Source organism: Clostridium acetobutylicum ATCC 824, assembly GCF_000008765.1.
GTDB lineage: Bacteria > Bacillota > Clostridia > Clostridiales > Clostridiaceae > Clostridium_S > Clostridium_S acetobutylicum.
This window is the reverse complement of record NC_003030.1, coordinates 1,431,842-1,451,114: the sequence shown is the minus strand read 5'-3', so window position 1 is coordinate 1,451,114 and position 19,273 is coordinate 1,431,842. Positions and strand designations below refer to the sequence as shown.

20 protein-coding genes, 1 other RNA gene and 1 pseudogene are annotated in these 19,273 nt (G+C 30.5%); 2 read left to right on the top strand and 20 right to left on the bottom strand.

All coding sequences use genetic code 11. From position 1 onward, the window contains the following. Window positions 1–73: 73 nt before the first annotated feature. From CA_RS06885 to dnaG, 9 genes are all read right to left on the bottom strand, one after another. The gene (locus CA_RS06885; RefSeq protein WP_241426480.1) at window positions 74–556 is read right to left on the bottom strand and encodes a hypothetical protein; all 483 of its coding nucleotides are present in this window, start codon (window positions 554–556) and stop codon (window positions 74–76) included. Window positions 557–577: 21 nt separating this feature from the next. Further along, entirely contained in the window at window positions 578–2,074 is a 1,497-nt protein-coding gene (locus tag CA_RS06880) for a hypothetical protein (protein WP_010964617.1), read from the bottom strand. A gap of 412 nt (window positions 2,075–2,486) precedes the next feature. Further along, window positions 2,487–2,828: RNase P RNA component class A (rnpB, locus tag CA_RS06870), an RNA gene on the bottom strand. A gap of 57 nt (window positions 2,829–2,885) precedes the next feature. Next, window positions 2,886–3,644 (bottom strand): zinc ribbon domain-containing protein, encoded by a 759-nt coding sequence (locus CA_RS06865; protein ID WP_010964616.1) that lies wholly within the window; start codon window positions 3,642–3,644, stop codon window positions 2,886–2,888. Window positions 3,645–3,841: 197 nt separating this feature from the next. Further along, entirely contained in the window at window positions 3,842–4,648 is an 807-nt protein-coding gene (locus tag CA_RS06860) for a Nif3-like dinuclear metal center hexameric protein (RefSeq protein WP_010964615.1), read from the bottom strand. Next, on the bottom strand, window positions 4,639–5,328 hold the full coding sequence (locus CA_RS06855; RefSeq protein ID WP_010964614.1) for a tRNA (adenine(22)-N(1))-methyltransferase: 690 nt from the start codon (window positions 5,326–5,328) through the stop codon (window positions 4,639–4,641). Before CA_RS06855 ends, CA_RS06860 begins: the two co-directional genes overlap by 10 nt. Window positions 5,329–5,349: 21 nt before the next feature. Continuing rightward, window positions 5,350–6,240 (bottom strand): PH domain-containing protein, encoded by an 891-nt coding sequence (locus CA_RS06850; RefSeq protein ID WP_010964613.1) that lies wholly within the window; start codon window positions 6,238–6,240, stop codon window positions 5,350–5,352. A 122-nt stretch (window positions 6,241–6,362) separates the two neighbouring features. After that, entirely contained in the window at window positions 6,363–7,499 is a 1,137-nt protein-coding gene (gene rpoD, locus CA_RS06845; protein ID WP_010964612.1) for an RNA polymerase sigma factor RpoD, read from the bottom strand. Window positions 7,500–7,523: 24 nt separating this feature from the next. Continuing rightward, window positions 7,524–9,314 carry a DNA primase gene (gene dnaG / locus CA_RS06840; protein WP_010964611.1) on the bottom strand — a complete coding sequence of 597 codons (1,791 nt, stop codon included), beginning with the start codon at window positions 9,312–9,314 and terminating at the stop codon, window positions 7,524–7,526. Between the two features lie 285 nt (window positions 9,315–9,599). On the opposite strand from dnaG, the gene CA_RS06835 reads away from it, so the two are divergent. Next, the gene (locus CA_RS06835; protein ID WP_010964610.1) at window positions 9,600–10,667 is read left to right on the top strand and encodes a CotS family spore coat protein; all 1,068 of its coding nucleotides are present in this window, start codon (window positions 9,600–9,602) and stop codon (window positions 10,665–10,667) included. A gap of 112 nt (window positions 10,668–10,779) precedes the next feature. Here CA_RS06835 and CA_RS06830 read toward each other — a convergent pair whose 3' ends face one another. The 5 genes from CA_RS06830 to ybeY form a co-directional block, all read right to left on the bottom strand. Further along, on the bottom strand, window positions 10,780–11,373 hold the full coding sequence (locus CA_RS06830; RefSeq protein ID WP_010964609.1) for a DUF4342 domain-containing protein: 594 nt from the start codon (window positions 11,371–11,373) through the stop codon (window positions 10,780–10,782). 5 nt (window positions 11,374–11,378) lie between these two features. Then, on the bottom strand, window positions 11,379–12,122 hold the full coding sequence (recO, locus tag CA_RS06825) for a DNA repair protein RecO (protein WP_014518908.1): 744 nt from the start codon (window positions 12,120–12,122) through the stop codon (window positions 11,379–11,381). Between the two features lie 79 nt (window positions 12,123–12,201). After that, entirely contained in the window at window positions 12,202–13,092 is an 891-nt protein-coding gene (gene era, locus CA_RS06820; RefSeq protein ID WP_010964607.1) for a GTPase Era, read from the bottom strand. A gap of 108 nt (window positions 13,093–13,200) precedes the next feature. Further along, window positions 13,201–13,899: a diacylglycerol kinase gene (locus CA_RS06815; protein ID WP_010964606.1), complete on the bottom strand. Its 699-nt coding sequence runs from the start codon at window positions 13,897–13,899 to the stop codon at window positions 13,201–13,203. Window positions 13,900–13,924: 25 nt separating this feature from the next. After that, a complete protein-coding gene (gene ybeY, locus CA_RS06810) occupies window positions 13,925–14,425 on the bottom strand; it encodes an rRNA maturation RNase YbeY (protein WP_010964605.1) in 501 nt (166 codons plus the stop codon). A 33-nt stretch (window positions 14,426–14,458) separates the two neighbouring features. Between ybeY and CA_RS20465 the strand changes: the two genes are divergently transcribed. Then, the gene (locus CA_RS20465; protein WP_373886724.1) at window positions 14,459–14,521 is read left to right on the top strand and encodes a hypothetical protein; all 63 of its coding nucleotides are present in this window, start codon (window positions 14,459–14,461) and stop codon (window positions 14,519–14,521) included. A gap of 179 nt (window positions 14,522–14,700) precedes the next feature. Here the strand turns inward: CA_RS20465 and CA_RS06805 are convergent. From CA_RS06805 to CA_RS06780, 6 genes and pseudogenes are all read right to left on the bottom strand, one after another. Continuing rightward, window positions 14,701–16,485, bottom strand: a pseudogene (locus tag CA_RS06805) (HD family phosphohydrolase); the annotation flags it as partial. A gap of 94 nt (window positions 16,486–16,579) precedes the next feature. Next, on the bottom strand, window positions 16,580–17,710 hold the full coding sequence (yqfD, locus tag CA_RS06800; protein ID WP_010964603.1) for a sporulation protein YqfD: 1,131 nt from the start codon (window positions 17,708–17,710) through the stop codon (window positions 16,580–16,582). Continuing rightward, complete coding sequence (yqfC, locus tag CA_RS06795) at window positions 17,700–18,002, bottom strand: sporulation protein YqfC (RefSeq protein WP_010964602.1); 303 nt, start codon at window positions 18,000–18,002, stop codon at window positions 17,700–17,702. The genes yqfD and yqfC overlap by 11 nt, the downstream gene beginning before the upstream one ends. A gap of 99 nt (window positions 18,003–18,101) precedes the next feature. Continuing rightward, complete coding sequence (locus CA_RS06790; protein WP_010964601.1) at window positions 18,102–18,551, bottom strand: GatB/YqeY domain-containing protein; 450 nt, start codon at window positions 18,549–18,551, stop codon at window positions 18,102–18,104. 20 nt (window positions 18,552–18,571) lie between these two features. After that, the gene (gene rpsU, locus CA_RS06785; RefSeq protein WP_010964600.1) at window positions 18,572–18,748 is read right to left on the bottom strand and encodes a 30S ribosomal protein S21; all 177 of its coding nucleotides are present in this window, start codon (window positions 18,746–18,748) and stop codon (window positions 18,572–18,574) included. A 147-nt stretch (window positions 18,749–18,895) separates the two neighbouring features. Further along, window positions 18,896–19,240, bottom strand: coding sequence for a histidine triad nucleotide-binding protein (locus tag CA_RS06780; protein ID WP_010964599.1), 345 nt, complete (start codon window positions 19,238–19,240; stop codon window positions 18,896–18,898). Window positions 19,241–19,273: the final 33 nt, after the last annotated feature.

Genomic DNA, 19,273 nt, shown 5'->3' with positions numbered 1-19,273 from the left:
ACACAGACTATTTTACACTCTCAATATGTACCTTCTTTTTTAGTTTATATTTGTTACTCCTTCTTAACAACAACTATATTCCATCTATATTAATAGGTTCTTTTTCAACAAATCTTTCATACCATCTATCTAATGGAAAATGTGCAACCTTTACTATATCTAATGCGTTTATCTTAAGAACAAACATACCTCCTCTTTCAAATATTCTAATTGCTGGTTCATATACACTTAGATATTTAATAGCATCTATATTTTTATCGGCATATCTAGCTAATTGTATATAATATTGCACCACATTTCTCATATATATGTTTTCTCCAAAAAACCCCACAACTTCCGAAGTACAATAATTAGAAATATCTATTTCTTCTTCTGTATCACCAAGCAGTTTAGCTATATTTGCAACTAGTGGCTTTACTGGTTTTATTGATTCGTCCTTAAAGAATTTAGCTAACCTTCTTAAGAACTCATAACCTAAATTACTTTCTTCTTCTGACTCACTTGTGCCAACTACATTCCATTTTATGTTATTAATCCTTGTAATTGCTTCTTTCATATACATTTTATCACCTCAAAATTAGTAATTAATATCTTTATCAATATTTTTAATAAAATCTGATGCTGCATCATATCCAGGAAATGGATCTGTTGGATTTGGAGAAGTCAAATTTGCTTTGTCATGTGCATTCTTTAAAGGATTAGAAGTGAATTGCTCTGTTTCCGCATTCCAAGTAGATGGATGCCTTAAAAGCATTCCATTATCCATAGATTTTTTTTCTGTTATCTCATGATTTCTAAGTGTTTTAAACCATTTTTTTTGCAACTCTGTAAGTTCTCCGCTTTGTGCTTTTTGCCAAGCATATGCAATATCCGGATCTGCCTGAAAATATAATTTTTTAGGAGCGCTTCCTCCTATAGATAAGTCATGAGTATTTAAAAATAAATGTTTCTTCATATCTACAATATCTTGTTCTGATAATCCTGTATTTTTTGAAACTGTTTTAACATCACTTAAACCTGATTTTCTAATTTCAATATATTTCCTCTCAAGTAACGCTTGAAAACCATCCTCCGGAACTATAATATACTTTTTCATGGCATCAGTATATGTTTCAGTTTTACTTACTTCCTTAACAAGATTTTCTCCGTGTAAGCTTTTATTTTTTTCAACACTATTCATATCAGTCACTATCTTAGATAAATTATCTAATTTTTGTTTTGCTGCCTCTAATGCTGCCTTTATTATTCCTTCCTCTTTATCTAAATTTTTAACAGTTTCTTCTATTCTTATTAATCCTTTTGCTCCTGCAAATGCTAAGGCTACGTCCTCCACTGTTAGTTTTGATAAAGCTTTTTTCGCTCCTTCTATGCCTATTTTAAGTAGTTTCAATCCTTTTGAGGCTCCATTAACTAATGATTCAAAGCCTTCAATTGCTGCTCCTGCTTCTCCTAATGTTATCGCATTTAGAGTATTTTCCAAATCCATACCATCAAAATCTCTACATATGCTATCGAAATCTCCTACTTCTAGTTCTTTTTTTAGCTTGTCTGATTCGAGCTTCTCCTTAATCAGATAACATATTATATATTTTCCAAGTTCAATTTCGAGCTTATTATTAGGTATTATATGTGCTTTATCTGCTGCCTCTTTTGAAGGCTTTTCTCCTCTATAAATCCTTTTAGGCTGAAAACTTTTTGTCTTAAAACTATTTTGATCTGCTTTTATAAATTCTGTTTTTGCAGTATTTAATTTTACTGACATTCTTCCCATTGTATCTAAAATATTTCTTGAGACTTTTAAAAGATTACCTACATTCTCTTGAACTTCTTTACCTGCATCAGAACAAAATCCATTAATTAATATTCGCCTCTGTTCTTGTATATCCTTTTTAACAGCTTCTGTTTTATCTATTCCTTTTCTTAATTCTCCTATAAATGAATCCATTTTAGAGATTACTACTAATATTTTATCTGCTATTTGTATCACCACTTTTATGTCATAAATTTTCTCTTTATTAAAGTTTATGTAATATAATAAAGTACCATCCTTGGACTTTATAAAACATTTATACATATCCTACTCATCTTCTTATTTTATGGGTTTTCCTACGGTATGTCAATAATAGCCTTTTTTATTGATATAAATTTTAATTCTCATCAATAAAATATCAAATCAAAATAACCATATAGTTTATTTGGTACCGCTGATTACTGCTGATTACTGCAACTATAGGAATGCATTTAGCTAATTGGCTTTCTTTAGGAAACGCTCTTTGGTGCAGCCTTGTTACTATAACTACTGCTAAATATGTAGATAATTCACCTTCCACTCCATTTGAAGGAATATTAAAACTCTTATATTATTAATTCATAAAATATCGGTATACATTTCTTTATCCTTAACACATATCTTTGCTTTTAAACGAATAGTATGGCAAATCGGTGGCAAAATAAAAAACACTAAGCACGAAACCTAGTGTTTTCAATGGACGACTAAACCTGTAAGCCGAGTTCTGTATTCGACAATCATCTATCTAGACCTTATGTTACCATAAGATTCAAGCGATGCTACCCGGAAGCAGAGCGGGCCACTCCAAAACGCTTCCCTATTTGATCTTGCTCCAGATGGGGTTTACATAGCCGCAAAGTCGCCAATGCGCTGGTGAGCTCTTACCTCGCCTTTCCACCCTTACCATTATAAAATGGCGGTATATCTCTGTTGCACTTTCCTTCAAGTCGCCTTGACCGGGAGTTACCCGGCACCCTGCCCTATGGAGCTCGGACTTTCCTCTCCTGCAAATTGCAGCAGCGATTGTCTGGCTTACTCGCATAGAATATCATAACATAAATATTATATTATATCAATAGTAAAATTTATTATATAATTACGCTCTTATTTTTCTTTTATATTTTCTTTTAATTTTTCCTTCACTTTCATCGTAATATAAAATCCTGCCGCAGTTATCACAATGAACTATACTGTTGTTATTTATAAGGTCATCTATTGTCATTGATGAAACCTTCATCCTGCAGCCCCCACATATCTCTCCATTTAATTTTGCAACTGCACAGCTGCTTTTTGACATCAAATGTGATATCTCTTCAAATAACTCCTTAGGTATTTTACTTTTGATCTCTTCTATTTTTGTTTTAGCCGCAATCATTTCCTGTCTTGCTTTTTCAACCTTTTCGCTACTTTTTTCCTTATAGTCATAAAAATTATCCTTTATATTTACAAGCTTAAGTCTTAAATCTTCTATTTCCTTTTTCAACTTTTCTTCTTCATCTAATAAATCCACTGCCTCATCTTCTAGATTCTTTAAGTTTTGCTTTTCAATTTCAATTGCTCCTTCTAACTTTTCTATCATGTTTAAATTAGAACCAGCTTTGTTATACAACTTATATTCATTAGTCTCCATCTTTTCTCTTTCTTTTCTAAGTTCAATACTTATAGCTGAGTAGCTTTGTTTTATTTTAGCTAATTCTGTTTTTCTGTTTACATAATTTTTCTTGGCAGTTTCAAATTCGCTTTTTAATTTTTTTAGCAGATAGATATATGACCCATCCCTAAGTATTTTTTTGCTTTCTTTTATGAGATCATAATTTTCTTGAATTAAATATGCTAATTCTACATTATTATTCATATCTCTTCCTCCCAATAATAGGTTTTATACTATAAAACTTAACTTACATATGTACTAAAATGTGACTTTAAACACATTTTAATATATTTATAAGCTATTTGTTTTACAAAAACCTACCTAATATTAATAAAACAGCATTTATAAATAGATTGTCTATTTTATGTAAAAATAAAAGTAGACATAGAAAACCTCTATATCTACTTAAATTTATATGGATCAATATTATTCTGTGAAACTAAAATTGGTGTATTTATGCCCATCTTATGCAAAGCACCTTCAAGCTTTTTTGACATAACTACTACAGATGGCCATTCTGTTCCAAAATGACCAGCATCGATAACAGCTATATTCATCTCATTGTAATCACTAACATAGTGGTAAGAAGTATCTCCTGTAATTATACAGTCAACTCCTCTCTTTCTAGCCTCTTCAAAAAAGTCTTGCCCACTCCCATTTATAACTGCAAAACTGTGTATTTTTTTATCTTCATCTCCACAGTATCTTAAGCTTTGTATTTTAAAGCTTTCTTTAACTCTATCGCACAATTCTTTAAGTGTCATATTTTGCTCTAATTCTACAACTCTACCAATTCCAGCTTCCTTTACTGCTTTGTTATTCTTAGCTAAAATACTTGATTTATCAAATCCTAATATGTTAACTACAGCATCATTAATCCCATCTTTAACACTATCAAGATTGGTATGTGCCGAATACACATTTATGTTATTACTTATTATCTTAATTATCTTTTTACCTAAAAGAGTATCCATTGTTATTTTTGAAGGCTTTTTAAAGAGTATTGGATGATGTGTTATTATCATATTACAATTCTTTTCTATTGCCTCATCTATAACATCCATAGTACAGTCAAGAGCTGTCATTATGGCATCCACAGAAGCTTCTCTATCTCCAACCATAAGTCCAACATTGTCAAAATCTTCTTTAAGTGATATTGGCGCAAAATCTTCTATTATATTACATAAATCTTTTACCTTTAAAGACATGACAACAACTCCTTTAATTTCCGAATTTTTATGGACAACTCATTTTTTCTACTTAAGGCATTTAAGCTTTCTTCACTTATGTTCTTGTATATTTTATCATACTTTCTTATTTTGTAATTAATATATTCCTTTAAAAGAGGATGTTTCATATCTATTAGCTTATCACCAATTTCATAGTACACATCATCTTTATCTTCTATTTTGGAATCATAGCATACTTTTATTATCTCATAATATTTACTTTCGTCAATACATAATTGTTCTTCAATTATATTAAAGCCTCTTTTAATAAGATATTCTCTAAGTATTTCTGGATTTTGTACTGGTTGAAGCACTGCATATTTTAATTTCTTAAATATATCAAGTCTCTCCTCTATTATATCTCTTATTAGATTTCCTCCCATTCCAGCTATAACTACAACATCAACCTCTTCCAGTTTTAAGACATTAAGCCCTGAACCTAAACGACACTCTATTTTATCTTCAAGTTTATACTTATTTATATTGTTTATTGCCTTTTTCAACGGACCAGCATTTACATCTGAAGCAATAAATCTTTTGCATAAGTTATTTTTTATAAGGTATATTGGTAAATATGCATGATCTGTTCCTATATCTGCTGCAATTTCACACCTGTCCATAACCTCGCTAATTGATTTAAGTCTATTTGATATTTCCATTTATATTGCTGCACCAACTTTCTAATGTATATATGTAACATAAATTTTAAATTGAAATATTAGAAATATAAAAGCTACTAAAAATGAAATATACATGAGCCTATAGGCTAATTTTTTACTATACCTTGCATAAAAATACGCTGAATAATATATGCAAAAGAATATAATCATATTATACGCTCCGTACATCATATGCTTAAAAGCAAATTCTCTGGACGTTCCATATATCATAGGTTTAAAGTTAGAATCAAAGCTTAAAGGCATCTTATGCGGCATTACTCCCCTTAAATATAGAATAAAAGGAATTATTGTAACCATTAAAATCACTATGGAAATTAAAAAAATTAGTATGTCAAAATGCCTATCCTTACTCAAAGACACTTTATTTCGTTTTTCGTATGTCCAATTTTTCAAAACTAATTTACGTTTTTCTAGAAAGTTTTTAACCTCATCACATTTTTCTGGAGAAATGCCATATATGGAAGAATTGCATTTTATATAGATTACATTTTTAGTAGCAGTAACAAACATATTAACTATACCAATATCGTTTACAGAAAATGTTCCTAATGCAAAGAAGTTCCTACCATACCCCCACAACTTTACTCCCTTTATTTCTCCATGAGAGACATTGTATGCTTCAATTTCTTTGAATGGTATAGTTACCCTTCTAATTCCAAAACACCATAAAACATAAAAATTTTCATTATCATAGCAATACTTAAGAGTTAAACTTTTAAGTATATAATATAATTGATATATATTAAAAAACACAATAAAAATTTCTAAAATTCGCAAAACTATGTATGTATTAATAAAAGTACTTAAAAGTGAAAATATTAAATCAATCCCTAGTGTTATTCCTAAAATAATTAAAGTTGAAAATCCTTTATGCGGCTTTATATACTCCAATTTCTCACCTTCTTTTATACATAATTATATCATAAATAAAAATCAGTTGAAAGAGAGGTACTCTTCCAATATATTTAGCTAAAAATAAAAAGGCCACCCATTAAGGATAACCTTAGTATTTATTAATCAAGATAATCTTTTAATTTTTTGCTTCTACTTGGATGTCTTAGTTTTCTAAGAGCTTTTGCTTCTATCTGCCTTATTCTCTCTCTTGTAACATTAAACTCTTTTCCAACCTCTTCAAGTGTTCTAGCTCTTCCATCATCGAGACCAAATCTAAGTCTTAAAACTTTCTCTTCCCTAGGAGTTAATGTATTTAGAATTTTTAGGAGTTGCTCTTTAAGCATTCTAAACGCAGCAGCATCTGCTGGAGCAGGAGCTTCATCATCTGGAATAAAATCACCAAGATGACTATCTTCTTCTTCTCCTATAGGTGTTTCAAGTGATACTGGCTCTTGTGCTATCTTCATTATCTCTCTTACCTTATCAACCGGCATATCCATTATTTTAGCGATTTCTTCTGGCTGAGGTTCTCTACCTAATTCCTGAAGCAACTGTCTTGAGACTCTTATAAGTTTATTTATGGTTTCAACCATATGAACCGGAATTCTTATAGTTCTTGCTTGATCCGCTATAGCTCTAGTTATTGCCTGCCTTATCCACCAAGTAGCGTAAGTACTAAATTTAAATCCTTTTTTGAAATCGAACTTTTCTACTGCCTTAATGAGTCCTAAATTTCCTTCCTGGATTAAATCAAGGAAAAGCATCCCTCTTCCAACATATCTTTTTGCAATACTTACAACAAGTCTTAAGTTAGCTTCTGCAAGCTTCTTCCTTGCTGATCTATCACCGTTTTTAATTCTTTGCGCTAAATCAATTTCTTCCTCTGGTGATAACAACGGAACTTTACCAATTTCTTTAAGGTACATTCTTACAGGGTCATCTATAGCTATTCCCTCGGGTATTGTCAAATCTAAATCTTCTTCTTCAACCTCTATTTCATGCATGTCACCTACTACATCAACGCCAACAGATTCAAGAACCTCATATATCTTTTCTATCTGCTCTGGTCCTAGGTCAACTTCCTGAAGTTCATCCATTATTTCTTTATACGTTAAACTTCCACTCTTTTTCCCTTTATCTATTAAGTTTTTGACAATTTTCATTTTTTCATTTTTTTCTTTTGCGCTTTCTTCTTTTGACACTTTTTTTGAGTTTTTCTTTTCTCCCCCGTTTTTAACTTCAGTCTTATTTTTCATTAATGAAAACCTCCTTCCGTTATTCTATAGATTGTCTAACTGATTTTGTATTTCTTCCATTCTTTTGATAAGTTCAATGGTCTCATCAAACAATCCCTTTTCTTCAAGGCCTTTAATTTCACTCATAATCTTCTTTTTTGACTCCTCTAATCTAAATTTTTTAATGTTTGTAATAAAATCATCTACAAGATCTTTAACATTGTTTTCTGAAAGCATTATATTCTGTTCTTCTATCTTTACAATTTCAGAGGAACTTTCCCCATCATCACATCTTGATTCAATAAAACCAAATTTAGATTTTAGATCACTACTTAAATTATCTTCAAAATTCAATATAATGTTATATATTTTTTTATGGCTTTCCATTATTAAATCGTCCGCACTAATTTTGGACTCTATATAACTGCGTATATCTTTATGTTCAATCATTAATCTAAGTAAATATCTTTCGGATTTAACGTGTGCGGATTCCACATATAAATTTTGTCCATAATTGCTATTTTTATTCATTTTTTCAATGTTATTGCCACTTTTCTGAATATCAGTACTAATCAAATCATAAATTGCTTGTTCTCTTATTCCCGTTTTATCTGAAATTTTCTTGATATAGACATCTTTCTCTACTGGATCTAACTCTTCGATTATTTCCGAAATATCCTTAACATATTTTATAACACTTTCGCTATCCTTCAAATTGACGTTTTCAAAGGCCCTATTTATCCTGTAGTCTATAATTGAAACAGCATTCTCTACAAGCCTCATAAAAGCCTCTTTACCATTTTTTCTCACAAATTCATCTGGATCTTTACCATCTGGGATTTTTATTATTTTTATATCAAATCCTGCTTCTCTTAATATATCAAACCCTCTAAGTGTAGCAGCCTGACCAGCCGTATCAGCGTCATATGATATTACCACTTTACTAGCATATCTCTTTAACAACTTTGCCTGATCTTTCGTAAGTGCTGTTCCAAGCGAAGCCACAACGTTATTTATACCATATTGATGAAGAGATATACAATCCATGTATCCCTCTACAATTATAATTGTATCCCCTATATTATTTTTCACTGCAAAATTTAGTCCATAAAGGTTAGTTCCTTTTTTAAATATCTTGGTTTCTGGAGAGTTTAAATATTTTGGTTTAGAATCATCTAAAACTCTACCTCCAAACCCTATAACCTTGCCTTTATAGTCAAATACAGGAAATATAACCCTATTTCGAAACCTATCATAGACAGCTTTATTTTTCTGTACTATAAGTCCTGCTTCAATAAGTTCTAATTCTGTATACCCCTTAGATTTCATAAAACTTAGAAGCTGTCTCCAGTCATCCTTAGCATATCCAAGTCCAAACCTTCTCATGGTTTTTTGATTAATTCCTCTATCCAAAAAATATTTTTTTGCTTTTGAATTAGAATCTAAATTTCTAAAAAAATACCTGGCTGCTTCAACATTCATACTATACAATTTGTCATATTTCTCTTTATTTTTTGCATAGTACTTATCTTTATTATCGTCTATAGTAATGTTAACTTTGTCCGCAAGGTATTTTACCGCCTCTACAAAAGAAAAGTTTTTAGTCTTCATTACAAAAGTTATAACATTTCCTGCTTCTCCACATCCAAAGCATTTATATATTTGTTTATCCTGAGATACACTAAATGACGGTGTTTTTTCATGATGAAATGGGCAAAGCCCCGAATAATTACGTCCTGTACGTTTAAGCTTTACCTTTTCAGATACAATATCCACTATATCATTTAAATCTTTTACTTTTTGAATTATATCTTCAGCTATAATAAGACATTCCACCCTAACAACTAAATTCCCATGAGCATAATTAATTTCGACAAAAAAAGTTTAAATCCTTCTTTTGAGAAATTTTATTTTAAAAAATAATAAAATTATTCTATTCATACTCTTAGTTTACCCATTCAATGGTGTTTTTTATTCTAAAATTGAAAAAATATAGAAGTAATTTTATTTTTCCTATAACATTTAATTCTTGATAAATGTTTAAAATCCTTTTATTTAATGTATATTATAAAAAATTTCTTAATATCATTATATATAAGATAATTTTTAGGAAGTGATTCAGTGATTGAAAAAACTAATCCCTCACATATTCTTCTTCCGGAGGATTCAATAAAAAAATATATATTACCAAAATATAATCTTCAAGATGCGGAAATATTACAAATTAAATTTAAAGATACTGAAAAACAAAGGGCTGTGTATAAACTAACTTTAGGTTCTAAAAAATACTGCTTGAAAAAAGTATACTATGATAAAGGAGAGCTTCTATTTGTATATTCAACTACTGAATGGTTTTTTAGGCACGGCATTAATGTAACAAGAATTCTACCTACACTTGATAACTCACGTTTTGTAATATATTCAGGAATGATTTTTATACTTATGCCCTGGATTGATGGACTAAAGTGCAACTACGATAAAAAAGAAGATCTATTTAAAGCTTCTAAGAATTTAGCTCACATGCATAAGTGTTCTCAAAAGTTTTTCTCCATACAAGGTAGCTCCATAAGATACGGTTTTGAACATATATATTTATCAAACAAAAAACATTTTGAACAGATACTATCCTTTTTTAATAAAGCTTATGAAATAAACGACTCTTTTTCTAAAATTGCACTTAATAATTGCGACCTATGTATAAAGCTTTCTAAAATAGCTTTAAATGCTTCTTCTAGAATAGAAAGCAGAAACTTCAAAAAAAGTTTATGTCATTTAGATTATGTTAACAAAAATATAATCTTTGACAAAAACAATGATATTTGGGTAATAGACTTCGATAAGTGTAAATTTGATTATTCTGTTCATGATATATCATACTTTATGAGAAGAATAATGAAGAGAGATAATACTAGATGGAATAGTGAGCTATTAATAAATATGCTAAATGTTTACGAACAAATAAACCCATTGAACCTTGACGAATACCTGTATATATTATCCTATTTGGTTTTCCCACAAAAATTTTGGAAAATATGCAAAGATTATTATAACAATTTAAGCCGATGCAATAAAGCAGCCTTCATAAATCTTATAAAAAGCACTACAAAATACAGTGAGCTTCATCTAAAATTTGCTTATAATTTTTCCAATTATATAGAGGGAAAATTTAACGTAAGCCTAAACTTGTGACTAATTTATATGTAAATTAATTTATACGTGCCAAAATATTGAATTTCCAAACAATTTATTGACACGTATAAATTAGTAATCAAACTGTGTTCTATTACTAATGTGCTAACATTTATTGTTGACCTTGATTATTATTGTTATTATTGTTACTGTTGTCGTTATTACCATCTACCTCATCAAATTTAACTGTATACTGGTAAGCGTTATCTGTGTTAGTTTTGTCATCAGACTTCTTATTCATTACCTTGTCTTTTACTTCGTTTATTTTATCTTTTACATCTGAAACAGTGTTTTTCACAACTTTATTTACAACTTCTACTGAACCATCTTGTTTTGTTATTTCTACTGTTACCTTTGCAAATACAGCTGTAAGAAACATTATTGCAAGTGATGGGGCCCATACAGCTCCAGCTATAACACCACCAGCAACTCCAGCTGCCACCGGTATATCTAATATAACTCTATCATCTTTTTTTACTCTTATTCTTGAAACATTGCCTTTGTTCATAGTATCTTTAATCCACTGAACAAATTCATCCTTTGTTTCATAAAGATTATCTTTGCGAGATTTAGTATTGTTCTCAATATATATTAGAGCATCAATTACATTACCTTCTGAAGCCTCAAGTGCTTCCTTAGCTTCAGTATATGTAACTCCAGTTCTCTCTTTTATAATATCAACCTTTTCTAAAGTTATTTCCTCCATTTTCTTCACTCCTCTTTTATTATATTCAATAAATCTAGACTTTTAGGTATCTTAGCATAGTTTTGACTTATAAATCCCCTTAATATTTCAAACATCTCATTCTTTATGTTGTCGTTTAAATTAACCCTATATACTTTTTCTATAGGTAATTTGCTTAAGTAGTTTAAGCTGCTATATGCCGCAGGGGTAACTGACATTCCTCCTTCCTTAGAACAATCGCCGCATATCCCACCATAATACTTGTAACTTATATAAGAAGCTGAATTGATTCTTTTTTTACACTTTGAACAATAGTCTAAATTCAAATTATATCCTGTATACCTTAGAAGTTTTAGTTCAAACGCTCGAGATAAAGTTTCTATATCTCCAACCTTGTTTTTTATTAGGTAAAAGGTACTTACAAATTCTTTGAATAGATCTCTATTGCTTTCTCCCTCTGCCATAGAAATATCTATAAGTTCGCATAGATATGAGCAGTAAGTTAAAGTATCAAAATCACTCAAAAATTCTTGAAAGGAGTCAATTATTTCTCCTTCATTTAAAGAAAACATACTCTTTCCCTTAAAAAACACAAAGTTTCCAAAACAAAAGTTTATTGTAATAGGGAGATATTTGCTTCTGTTTTTCTTTGCTCCTCGAGCTATTACAGATATTTTACCCATCTTCTCTGTAAAAATCCATATAATTTTGTCATTTTCATTTATATCCTGACTTTTTAGAACTACTCCTCTACTTTTAAATAAAGCCAGATTATCATCCCCTCTATTATTTTATCCTATTTTACTTTAATTATAGGTTAACCAGCTTAAATATGTATATACTTAAGAGTTATTTTTTAGGCGCTTTATATCCAAGCTCACCTAGTACAAAAGGACTATCTCTCCAATCCTTTTTAACCTTAACCCATATTTTCATGTTAACCCTTTTATCTAGAAACTTCTCCGCGCTCTTTCTTGCAGATTGAGATATTTTCTTAAGCATTTCTCCGCCTTTTCCAATAATAATTCCTTTATGAGAATCTTTTTCGCACATTATAGTTGCTTCGATTTTATATTTTTCATTTTCTTCCTTCATTTGAAGAATCTCGACAGCTATTCCATGTGGTACTTCCTGAGATAAAAACCTAAGTGCTTTTTCCCTTATTATCTCTGCTATTATAAACCTCTCCTGCTTATCTATTATCATATCATCAGGATAATATTTAGGACCTTCATTCAAGTGTTTTACCATAAGTTCTATTAATTTATCTACATTTTTTCCTTTTTGTGCTGATATTGGTATTATCTCTTGAAACTCAAAAGCCTCGGAATAATTTTTTAAAGTTGCTGCAAGTCTTTCTTCCGTTGTCTCGTCAATTTTATTCACAACAAGAAAAACTGGAACCTTTGCTGACTTCAGCTGCTCTAGTATATGTAAATCTCCTCTTTTAACTTCCACATCAGGTGTAGTAACGAATAAAGCTACATCAACCTCGTTCATAGATTCCTTAGCAACCTTCACCATATACTCACCAAGCTTATGCCTTGGGTTATGCATTCCAGGAGTATCTACAAAGACAATTTGATATTCCTCACCTGTAAGTATTGTTTGTATATTATTTCTAGTAGTTTGTGGCTTTGAGGAAACTATAGATAATTTCTCCCCCATAATATGATTAAGTAAAGTAGATTTTCCAACATTCGGTCTTCCAATTATTGTTACAAATCCTGATTTAAACATAAGTCCTCCTTAATTTGAGTGTTTTAACTCTCCTGTATTCTATTAATTAATATTATTTCCATACACCTTTAACTAAATTCGCCCATAAAAGACTTTTTACTTTTTTTCCTAGTGAAACAGTTTGAATAACAAAAGTGTAGCTAAAAATCCAAAAACCGCACCACATACAACTTCAAGTGAAGAGTGTACTTTTGAATCCACCCTGCTCTGTGCAACTATTACAGCTAAAAAGTAGCTTAGTATTATAACTACAGGCTGAGGTGATATCAATGTTATTATTGTTGCTAATGAAAAAGCTATGGTGCTATGACCACTTGGCATTCCTCCTCTTAAAGGAGTTCCTTCTCCAAAAATAGCCTTTATTATAAGAGTAAGTATACATACTATCACCAAAATAACAAATATCATATACGGATTTGAATTTTTTATCTTATATATAACATGGTTTGTAACTGGCTCAAGCTTATCCCAAAATACAATAAATCCAACTATAACAGCATTAATAGCTGTTACCACAACAGCTCCTGCCGCTACATCCTTTGCAATTTTAGCCAGAGGATGGTAATAGTTGGATGTTAAATCTATCGTGGCTTCTATAGCCGTATTCATGAGTTCAGCACTTATTACCATTGTTATTGTTATTGTTATAATTAAAAGTTCTACTCTTGTCAAATTTGTAAAAAAACACATAGTAAGTATTACAAGAGCCGCAATCAAATCAATTCTAACATTTTGTTGTGTCCTAACTGCATAAATTATACCCTCAAGTGCATGATTGAAACTATCTACTAATTTTTTAGGTTTCATACTCATCATCCTATATTATTAATTTTTATCTATTTATATCAAAATGACTCAATATTTCTTCTTCTCTTTTTCTCATTTTTATTTTATCTTCATCAACCATGTGATCATATCCCATAAGGTGAAGAACGGAATGAACTGTTAAGTATGCAGCTTCTCTTAAAAACGAATGTCCATACTCTTTACTCTGCTCCTCAGCTCTTTCAAGAGATAGCGCAATATCTCCTAACACAAGATTGCCTTCATCAAAATATTCGTCTTCAAAATCACACTCTTCGTATATATCTTTAAAAACCTTCCCTTCACCATACTCAAGCATAGGAAACGAAAGCACATCTGTAACCTTATCAACTTCTCTGTTCTCTCTATTTATTTCTCTTATAGTTTCATTATCTACAAATATTACCGAAACCTCATAAGATATTTTCATACCTTCTTCTTTGAGTGCATAGTCTATAACTTCTCTTATAGTATTTTGCAAATTTTCATCTACAGTAATACTGTTCTGCCTATTATCTATGTAAATCATACTTAACTCCCTTTACTTTATTTCCTTTTTTCTTTGCTAGACTCAATTTTTTTTTGTCTCATTACACTCTTATCTGTAGGATACTCAATTCTTTGATGATATATTCCAAGAAGAGACTTTAAAAACGCTCTTCTAATTTTCTCTATATCATGAAGTGTAAGTTCACATTGATTTAATTGACCGTCACTTAATCTAGCTTCTATTATATTGTTTATCATTTCTTCTATCTTTCCTTGTGTAGGTTCCTGTATAGAACGAACAGCAGCTTCTACACTATCTGCAAGCATTATAATTGCTGTCTCCTTACTGCTAGGAATCGGACCTGGATATCTAAAATTCTCCTCTTTTATATCTTCTGGATTATCACTTGCATTTTTAAGCGTCACATAAAAATATTTTACAAGAGTTGTCCCATGATGCTGTTGTATTGTATCCTGTATAATTTGAGGTATATTATACTCCTTAGCAATATCAACGCCGTCCTTAACATGTGAAATTATTACTAGCGCGCTTAAATTAGGATTTATTTTATTATGCGGATTATTTCCTCCCACCTGATTTTCCTTAAAGAAATATGGCCTTTTTAATTTTCCTATATCATGATAATAAGCTGCCACCCTAGCTAAAAGAGCATTTCCACCTACCTCTTCAACTGCGGCCTCAGCAATATTAGCTACAATTATACTGTGGTGATAAGTTCCAGGTGCCTCCATAAGAAGCTTTTTAATTAATGGATGATTTGGATCCGATAATTCTAAAAGCTTGACATCTGTCACCACATCAAATATACTTTCAAAAATAGGAAGAAACCCTATTGTTAATATTGCAGATAATATACCAGCTATAAATGCGAAACTTGCCTTCTGTACATTATCTACCAAATTACTGCTTACAAGAAATCCAATGGAAAAAGACATCAAAGCATTCATTATAGCTATAAAAAGTGCTGCATATATAGTATCATTCCTTTGCTTCATTTTTCTAAAGCTCATGAAAGCTATAACTGAACTCATAAGTGCTAATATAGTAACTTCAATATTAAATTTACATATCAAAGATATAAAAATACAATTGAGTATGCTTTCAAACAAAGAAATTCTGCTATCCATTAATAAGATCATAAGCATAGGGGCGCACGCAAGAGGAATCAAAAATGGTGAAATTATTCCTACTGATCTTGCTAGTATAATTGATATTATATTAAGTACGCAGAGCATTATAATCTTTTTATTATCCCTATATATCTCTTTATAATATCTGTATATATAGTATATTTGTAAAAATAAAACTATTAAAACTGCCACGGCCAATGCAACATATATGTACCAACTTTGTCCATTTGAATTACTTAAAAGACCTAAATCTTCTAAAACAGAAATTTCATTTGCCGTTACAGGCTCCCCTTCTTTAACTATTATTTGATCCTTTTTTATTACCACATTTTCTACCTTTTTTGATATATCCTTTTTTATCTCCTCTGTCTTTTTAGAGTCAATAAACATATTAGGCTTTACATAGGAATTTGATATAGCTATACCAAGTTCTGTAGCATCCTTTGAAAACTTCTCTTTAGAAAATTCAGCTGCAATACTGCTCTGAGCTTTTTTTATATCTGATGATTCATCTTCCCTTATTTCTCCATTATAAGCATCTTTCAGTGTTTTAATTATAAATTGCTGAAGATCCTTTAAATCTTCTTTGTTCATAGATAATATCACACTTAAATTAGAATCATCTAAATCAGTTTTTAGAGAACTTTTAAGCTGGCTTAGTTTTGTCTTATCATCAGAATTTTCATCTTTAACTTTATTCATGATAGTAAAATCATTGTTAATATTATCTATAATATTGTTTATAATTTCTGTATTTTTGTCGTACTGTATTCCAACAGAGTTAACTGCCTGTTTCCTTCTTTCCTCTGTAGCCGCTTCATCATTTACATCTCTGGTTGCCTTAATATCATTTTTAGCAATATCGCCTTCTTTAAGCGAATACTTTCTCGTATCTACAGAAGTAAGCAATATGACGTATATTATAATAAAAGCAAACAAAAATGTCATTACCTTTATAGATTTATCCTTCTTCATCAATTGAACTATTTTCATTATAATTCACCCTTTTGCTGTGCATAGTTTAAACATTATAAATAGTATTTTAATTATCTGCTATATCTTCTTCACAGACTACTACAAGTCTTACTGTACATATATTCCCTTCTACATTTGAATCAACTATTTTATCCAATACTTTAATATTCATATCATAATTTTCCTTCATTTTATCATACATTTTGTTGGCTGTCTCTTTTACGATAGCATCTTTATCTTTTTTAACAACCTTATCATCAACTTCGTAATATGTTTCCCTTCCACCGAAGCATTTGTCATCTACTATTTTATCATATTTATTAAATTTATTTTCACTTTTTTTCAAATAAAATTTCTTATTTCCTATTCGCACATAATAATTTTGAACCTTTTTGCCTGTCCTCTTCCTTATATGTGTTGTTAGCATTACCTTAGCTATGTTCTCATTAAAAGTTTTAGCTATTATACTTCCGTCTGCATGAACCTTATATACCTTATCATCTTGTCCTGCTTCTCCCTTTATAAGAACTTGACCCTTTTTAACAACATCTCCGGCCTTGACGATTGCAGTACCTGAGGTTGTATATACTCTAAGTATTTGCCCTGATTTTTTTGCTAATACATCTCTAGCTTCATTATTGGGTTTTACATCAGGAATTTCTTGTCTTTCAACAATCTTTACCTTGAGTTTAGATCCGTAAACCCTAACTCTAGCCCACATTATATTGTTGTTTTTCTGCATCAATTTTTCTTCAATCTTGTACACATCTAGGCTGCTCTTTTTCATCCCTGGTTGTACCCCTATTTCTCTTAAATCCTGTCTAACATCATAAGGTGCTATATTCTTTTCTGTAACTATATCTATTTGCCATATAAATGTAGATAAATAAAATACACAAGCTATAAATGCAGCTATTCCAACTAAAATAGAAAGTCTATTCCTTATTCTAAAAAACAAAAAACCAGTACCATGTCTTTCTATTACTTTTATTTTTCCTTTAACCGCTTTAACTAATTTTATCGTTTTTCTATAGTTTTTTAATGCAACCTTAAACCTAATAAGGTTTGCATTAACTCTTATCATACTCATAACTTCTATTTTATTTCTCCAAAGCAAGTTTATAAATTTTTCAATGTTAGCTGTTCTCACTTCAACCACAACATAAGTATTTTTAAAGCTCTCAAATTTAAGCTTCATTTTTATCACCCCCATAAGCAATGGTTTTAAATTTTCCTCCTAAAATTATAGTGCTCCCACTTATAAAAACTATTTCAAAATTTTTGCCATCTATAGATATAGTGCCAACCTCAGTATTTACTTTTATATTTTCATCTGAAAATTCAACAATTCCTCTGTAGTTTTCAATAGTTATTTCCTCATCTCCAGTTACAGATATGTTTATTCTAGGAGTATACATTACAGCATCACTTGGAAAATCAAGCTTTCTTGCCAAAAATCTTCTAAATTTATATATTCTTTTTTTATTCATCCTCTCACCCTCAAACGCACACTTTCATACTAATTTATGAATGGAAAAAGGATTTAATTACAACAAAAAAGACCTGGATAAACCAGGTCCTTCATTTTCTTATTTATTATTTAAAAACTCTTTTACAAGTTTACTTACCAAGGAACCATCTGCGCGCCCTTTAACTTTTGACATTAAAGCCGACATGACTTTTCCCATGTCCTTCATGTTACTAGCACCAACGCTATCTGCTGCATCCTTAACTATAATTCTAATTTCATCTTCAGTCAACTGCTGAGGAAGGTAACTCATTAAAATATTAATTTCGGCATTAGCACTTTCAACTAAATCCTGCCTATTACCTTTTTCAAACTCAACTAAAGCTTCGCGTCTTTGTTTAACTTCTTTTGCTAAAACTCCAATAATATCTTCATCATTAAGTTTTACGCCATCAGTTTTTTCTACCTGCAAAATAGCAGCTTTAGCCATACTGATTACATTAGCTTTAAATTTATCTTTGCTCTTAAGAGCACATTTCCAGTCCTCTTGAAGTTTTTCTTTAAGGGACATTTACGTACCTTCTTTCAAAACTATTTAAACTTTCTTTTTCTAGCAGCCTCAGATTTTTTCTTTCTTTTTACACTAGGTTTTTCGTAATGTTCTCTCTTTCTTACTTCTGAAAGAACTCCTGCTCTAGCGCATTTTCTTTTAAATCTTCTTAAAGCACTTTCTAAGGATTCATTTTCTCCAACTTTTATTTCTGACATCTTATATCCCTCCCTCCGCTAGCACAATTCAAATTTGAAACTCAAATGCAGCTAATTGGGCTAAATAACACACCAATTATTATACACTATAAAAAGCTCTAATGTCAATATTTTCACAATAATATAAGCTTATAAAAGTGTTTTATTTTAGCCTGGTGGCCATGTAAATTTTTTCTTGCCCAATAAATGAAAATGTACGTGATGAACTGTTTGACCTGCGGCTTCACCACAGTTAGAAACAACCCTGAATCCATCTTCATCAATGCCAAGTTCTTTAGCTAATTTTGATATAACCACAAATACATGTGCTATTACTTTACTATTTTCTTCATTTATATCATTTAAACTAGATATATGTTTTTTAGGTATTACAAGTACATGCACAGGAGCGGCTGGACTTATATCGTTAAAAGCAAGCACATCTTCATCCTCATAAACTTTAGAGGATGGTATTTCACCTTTTATTATTTTGCAAAATATGCACTCATCCATGTTTTCACCCCCCTCTTACATATATTCAACATT